This window comes from Streptomyces solincola, from assembly GCF_002982015.1.
Taxonomy (GTDB): domain Bacteria; phylum Actinomycetota; class Actinomycetes; order Streptomycetales; family Streptomycetaceae; genus Streptomyces; species Streptomyces solincola.
Genome location: NZ_PVLV01000276.1, coordinates 1 through 4,967, shown reverse-complemented (window position 1 = coordinate 4,967; position 4,967 = coordinate 1). Strand labels below are relative to the sequence as shown.

General features: G+C 74.3%; 6 protein-coding genes. 5 read left to right on the top strand and 1 reads right to left on the bottom strand.

The window, feature by feature from the left end; genetic code table 11:
* Nucleotides 1–73: 73 nt before the first annotated feature.
* Nucleotides 74–799 carry a SigE family RNA polymerase sigma factor gene (locus C6N75_RS18345; RefSeq protein WP_105869986.1) on the bottom strand — a complete coding sequence of 242 codons (726 nt, stop codon included), beginning with the start codon at nt 797–799 and terminating at the stop codon, nt 74–76.
* A gap of 206 nt (nt 800–1,005) precedes the next feature.
* On the opposite strand from C6N75_RS18345, the gene afsQ1 reads away from it, so the two are divergent.
* The 5 genes from afsQ1 (at nt 1,006) to C6N75_RS18320 (ending at nt 4,951) form a co-directional block, all read left to right on the top strand.
* On the top strand, nt 1,006–1,683 hold the full coding sequence (afsQ1, locus tag C6N75_RS18340; RefSeq protein WP_181160527.1) for a two-component system response regulator AfsQ1: 678 nt from the start codon (nt 1,006–1,008) through the stop codon (nt 1,681–1,683).
* A gap of 68 nt (nt 1,684–1,751) precedes the next feature.
* On the top strand, nt 1,752–3,254 hold the full coding sequence (locus C6N75_RS18335; RefSeq protein ID WP_105869987.1) for a sensor histidine kinase: 1,503 nt from the start codon (nt 1,752–1,754) through the stop codon (nt 3,252–3,254).
* The gene (locus C6N75_RS18330) at nt 3,229–4,026 is read left to right on the top strand and encodes a hypothetical protein (protein ID WP_322888060.1); all 798 of its coding nucleotides are present in this window, start codon (nt 3,229–3,231) and stop codon (nt 4,024–4,026) included. Before C6N75_RS18335 ends, C6N75_RS18330 begins: the two co-directional genes overlap by 26 nt.
* Nucleotides 4,027–4,079: 53 nt before the next feature.
* Nucleotides 4,080–4,658, top strand: a complete 579-nt coding sequence (locus tag C6N75_RS18325; RefSeq protein WP_407703241.1) for a VanZ family protein — start codon at nt 4,080–4,082, stop codon at nt 4,656–4,658.
* A gap of 89 nt (nt 4,659–4,747) precedes the next feature.
* Nucleotides 4,748–4,951: a PspC domain-containing protein gene (locus C6N75_RS18320; RefSeq protein WP_105869983.1), complete on the top strand. Its 204-nt coding sequence runs from the start codon at nt 4,748–4,750 to the stop codon at nt 4,949–4,951.
* The last annotated feature ends 16 nt before the right edge of the window (nt 4,952–4,967 follow it).

The window sequence follows — 4,967 nt, the reverse complement described above, 5'->3', positions numbered from 1 at the left end:
GTCCTTCGGCGAGCTGGTGGCCTGAGGGTAACGGGGGGCCGCCGTCCCCCCGGGCGGCGGCCCCCCGTTACCCTCAGGCCACCAGCTCGCCGAAGGACTCCTGTTCGTTCCGGCCGAAGCTCAGCGCCTCGTCCTCGCGCAGCCGCCGCAGCGACCGCCAGATGCTCGACTTCACCGTGCCGACGCTGATGTTCAGGATGTCGGCGATCTCCGGGTCGGTGCGGCCCTCGTAGTAGCGCAGCACCAGCATGGTGCGCTGGAGTTCGGGCAGCCGGGCGAGCGCCTGCCAGAGCACCGCGCGCAGCTCGGTGCCGCGCATCGCGTCGGTGTCGCCGGCCGTCTCCGGCAGCTCCTCCGTCGGGTACTCGTTGAGCTTGCGGCGGCGCCAGGCGCTGATGTGCAGGTTGGTCATGGTGCGGCGCAGGTAGCCGCCGACCGCCGCCTTGTCGCTGATCCGCTCCCAGGCCCGGTAGGTCGAGAACAGCGCGCTTTGCAGCAGGTCCTCGGCCTCGAACCGGTCGCCGGTCAGGTGGTAGGCGGTGGCGTACAGGGAGGCGCGGCGCTCCTGGACGTAGGCGGTGAACTCCGCCTCGCTCAGGCTCGTCCGCTCCCCCGTGCCCTCCCCGTACGCCGCTCCCCCGTCAGCCACGGCGACCATGTAGGGCGCCTTGTGCTGACGCCCGGCGCTGCGAACGCACCCCCGCGAGTTCGCGGCGCCGGACTTCTGGACGTCGTGCTTGTGGATGTCGTGGAGTCGCGTGACGACTGCGCTGGAGGTGGTGCCGTGCAGTGCGTTCATCGCGCGCCCCCCGTCGTTGAAGGAGTGAGTCGGTCGTGTTCGTTGACGATGCTGACGAGCTTGCCGGGGGCGTTTCTCAGCGGTGTCCCCCGACTGTCACAGGCGTGTCACAGCGGCGGGTGCGGCCGGTGTGGTGCGCGGGACGGCAGGCCGCGGCGGGTGTCCGCGGGTTCTGGGCGCGCGGGGCCATGGGACAGAATGGCGGGGTGCCTTTCCTGTTGCTGATCGAGGACGACGATTCCATCCGCACGGCCCTCGAACTCTCGCTCACCCGCCAGGGCCACAAGGTGGCCACCGCGGCGACGGGCGAGGACGGTCTGAAGATGCTGCGCGAGCAGCGGCCGGACCTGGTCGTGCTGGACGTGATGCTGCCCGGCATCGACGGCTTCGAGGTGTGCCGGCGCATCCGGCGCACCGACCAGTTGCCGATCATCCTGCTGACCGCGCGCAGCGACGACATCGACGTGGTGGTGGGCTTGGAGTCCGGTGCGGACGACTATGTCGTCAAGCCGGTGCAGGGCCGGGTGCTGGACGCCCGGATCCGGGCGGTGCTGCGGCGCGGGGAGCGGGAGTCCACGGACTCGGCGGTCTTCGGCTCGCTGGTGATCGACCGCTCGGCGATGACCGTGACGAAGAACGGCGAGGACCTCCAGCTCACCCCGACCGAGCTGCGGCTGCTGCTGGAGCTGAGCCGGCGGCCGGGGCAGGCGCTGTCCCGGCAGCAGTTGCTGCGGCTGGTGTGGGAGCACGACTACCTGGGCGACTCGCGTCTGGTGGACGCCTGTGTGCAGCGGCTGCGGGCGAAGGTGGAGGACGTGCCGTCCTCGCCGACGCTGATCCGCACGGTCCGCGGGGTGGGTTACCGGTTGGACGTGCCTGCGTGAGGGTGGGGGTGCGCAAGCCCGTCCCGTCGGGGGCGGCGGCCGGGGGGCTGCGCTGGACCAGTCTGCGGATGCGGCTGGTGGTGGTGTTCGGGCTGGTGGCGCTGACCGCGGCGGTGTCCGCGTCCGGCATCGCGTACTGGCTGAACCGGGAGGCGGTGCTGACCCGGACGCAGGACTCGGCGCTGAACGACTTCCGGCAGGAGATGCAGGACCGGGCCGCGGCGCTGCCGCTGCGGCCCACCGAGGAGGAGTTGCAGCGCGCGGCCGAGCAGATGGCCTCCTCCAGCGCCGTCGGCTACGGCGTGGTGCTGCTGGGCGAGCGGGACGGCGGCAAGCCGATCGTGGGCGCGTCCGACCCGGACCGCTTCACCATGGACGACGTGCCGGCGTCGCTGCGGCAGGCGGTGGAGCGGCGGCAGGAGGTCGGCGAGGACGGCGAGGACTACCCGTACCACCTGTTCTGGCAGCGCACCGAGCGCGGCGGGACGCCGTACCTGGTGGGCGGGGCGCGGGTGGACGGCGGCGGGCCGACCGGTTACATGTCGGCCTCGCTGGAGGCCGAGCGGCAGGACCTGTCGTCGCTGGCCTGGTCGCTGGGGATCGCGACGCTGCTGGCGCTGATCGGCTCCGCGCTGCTGGCGCAGGCGGCGGCGACCACGGTGCTCAGGCCGGTGCACAAGCTGGGCGAGGCGGCCCGGAGGCTGGGCGAGGGCGAGCTGGAGACGCGGCTGCGGGTGTCGGGCACCGACGAGCTGGCCGAGCTGGCGCGGACGTTCAACGCGGCGGCGGAGAGCCTTCAGAAGAAGGTCGCCGACATGAGCGCCCGGGAGGAGTCCAGCCGCCGGTTCGTCGCCGACATGTCGCACGAGCTGCGCACCCCGATGACGGCGCTGACCGCGGTGACGGAGGTGCTGGAGGAGGAGCAGGACGGCCTGGACCCGATGATCGCCCCGGCGGTGGCGCTGGTGGTCAGCGAGACCCGGCGGCTGAACACGCTGGTGGAGAACCTGATGGAGGTCACCCGCTTCGACGCGGGCACCGCCCGGCTGGTGCTGGACGAGGTGGACGTGGCCGACCAGGTGACGGCGTGCGTCGACGCGCGGGCGTGGCTGGACGCGGTGGAGCTGGACGCCGAGCGCGGGATCACCGCCCGGCTGGACCCGCGCCGACTGGACGTGATCCTGGCCAACCTGATCGGCAACGCGCTCAAGCACGGCGGTTCGCCGGTGCGGGTGTCGGTGCGCACGGCCGGCGAGGCGCGCTCGGTGGGCGAGGAGCTGGTGATCGAGGTGCGCGACCACGGTCCCGGCATCCCCGAGGAGGTGCTGCCGCATGTCTTCGACCGGTTCTACAAGGCGAGCGCCTCGCGGCCGCGCAGTGAGGGCTCGGGGCTCGGGCTGTCGATCGCGAGGGAGAACGCGATGATCCACGGCGGTTCGATCGCGGCGCGCAACTCGCCGGACGGGGACGGCGCGGTGTTCGAGCTGCGGCTGCCGGTGGACCCCTCCCGGGGCGTCGGCGCGGACGACGGAGGGGAGGACGCCGGTGACGGCGGCGAGGTCCGTGCGTGAGGACGCGGCGGCGGCGCGGTGGGTGTCGTCGCGCGGTGCGGTGGCGCTGGCGGCGGTTGCGGTGCTCGGGGCGGTGAGCGCGGGGTGCGGGATCCGGACCACGTCGGTGCCGGTGGACGCGGGGGCGGCGCCCTCCCGGCTGCCGTGCACGGTGCCGGGCGGGGATGCCCCGGCGGCGACGGCCGGCACCGGGGCGGCGCAGCCGGTGCGGGTGTACCTGGTGTGCGCCTCGGGTCTGGAGGCGGTGGTGCGCAGGGTGCCGTCGACGGACGGGCTGCCGGCCGAGCGGGCCCGGCAGGCGACGGCCCGGGCGCTGCTGAACCAGTTGCTGTCCCGTCCCTCGGAGGAGGAGCGGGAGGCCGGGTTCGCCAGCCATGTGGAGCCGCCGCTGGCGGTGTCGGGGCCGCGGTCGGGCGATCCGGCGGGGGCGCTGCGGCTGAGCCGGCAGCCGGAGGACCTGCCGGGCACGGCGCTGTCCCAACTGGTGTGCAGCTACGCGGAGAACGGTGTGGCCGCCGGGGACGGCACGGTGGTGCTGGGCGGGCCGGGCGACTACCCGGTGCGGCGGTACGCCTGCCCGGCGGAGCAGAAGGAGCGGCCGGAGTCGCCGGTGCCGACCCGGTCCGCGCCGCCCGGCGGCACTCCGGCGGGGACGCCGTCCCCCACAGCGGCGTCGCCGCAGGGCCCGTCGTCGACAGCGCCCTCGCCGGGAGAGCCGGGCGAGTCGGGGGAGCCGGGCGAGTCGGGGGAGCCGGGAAAGCCGTCGCCGTGACGCCCGTCTCGTCCAGAACGGCATGCGGAACCGATCCTGCCGCCCGCCACGTCTTGGGGGTCGTGCAGCGTCATGGTTCGGGCGGCAGCGCCGTCATCCGCTTCCGCGCGGCGGGGTTCGTCCTCCTCACCGTCCATCTCTCGGTCGTCGCCTGGCTGACTCTCCGCCCGCTGGACCTGCCGTGGGTGATGGCGCCGAACCTGGAGCCGCTGGCCGGCATCCGGGCCGCGCTGGCGGCCGGACCGGCCGAGGCGGTGCGCCGGATCGGCGGCGGGCTGGCCTTGCTCGCCCCGCTGGGGGTGCTGCTGCCGATGGCGGGCGGCCGGTTGGACGCGGGCCGCTGGGGGTCGCTGGCCCGTACGGTGTTGGCGGGCGGCCTGGTGTCGCTGGGCGTCGAGCTGATCCAGACGGCGGTGCCGGGCCGGGTGGTGGACGTGGACGCGGTGCTGCTGGCGATGGCCGGGGTGGCGCTGGCCCACCTGGCCGTGGTGCCCGCCTGGCGGGCCCGGCTGCGCCGCCGGGCGGCCCGCCCGGCCGGGTCGGCGGCCCGGGGCGGCGGGGGCGGAGCCGCGCGGGACGAGGTGTCTCAGGGTGCGACCCCGAGGATTCCCAGGGTCGGGATCGCCCCGTAGTCCGACGTTTTGCCCCGGGCGGCGGGGTCACTATGGGGTTACGGAAGAGCCGGTGGACGGCTCGCCCCACGACCTCGAAGGAGCCCACCATGGCCGCACTTGCCCGCCCTCGTGACGGACGCATGATCGGCGGAGTGTGCGCGGCGCTGGCGCGGCGCTTCGGCACCTCCGCGACCACGATGCGCGTGATCTTCGTGGTGTCCTGTCTGCTGCCGGGGCCGCAGTTCCTGCTCTACATAGCGCTCTGGCTGCTGCTGCCGAACCAGAAGCCGGGCGCCACCACCGCCTGGTGACCTGACACGCGGACGG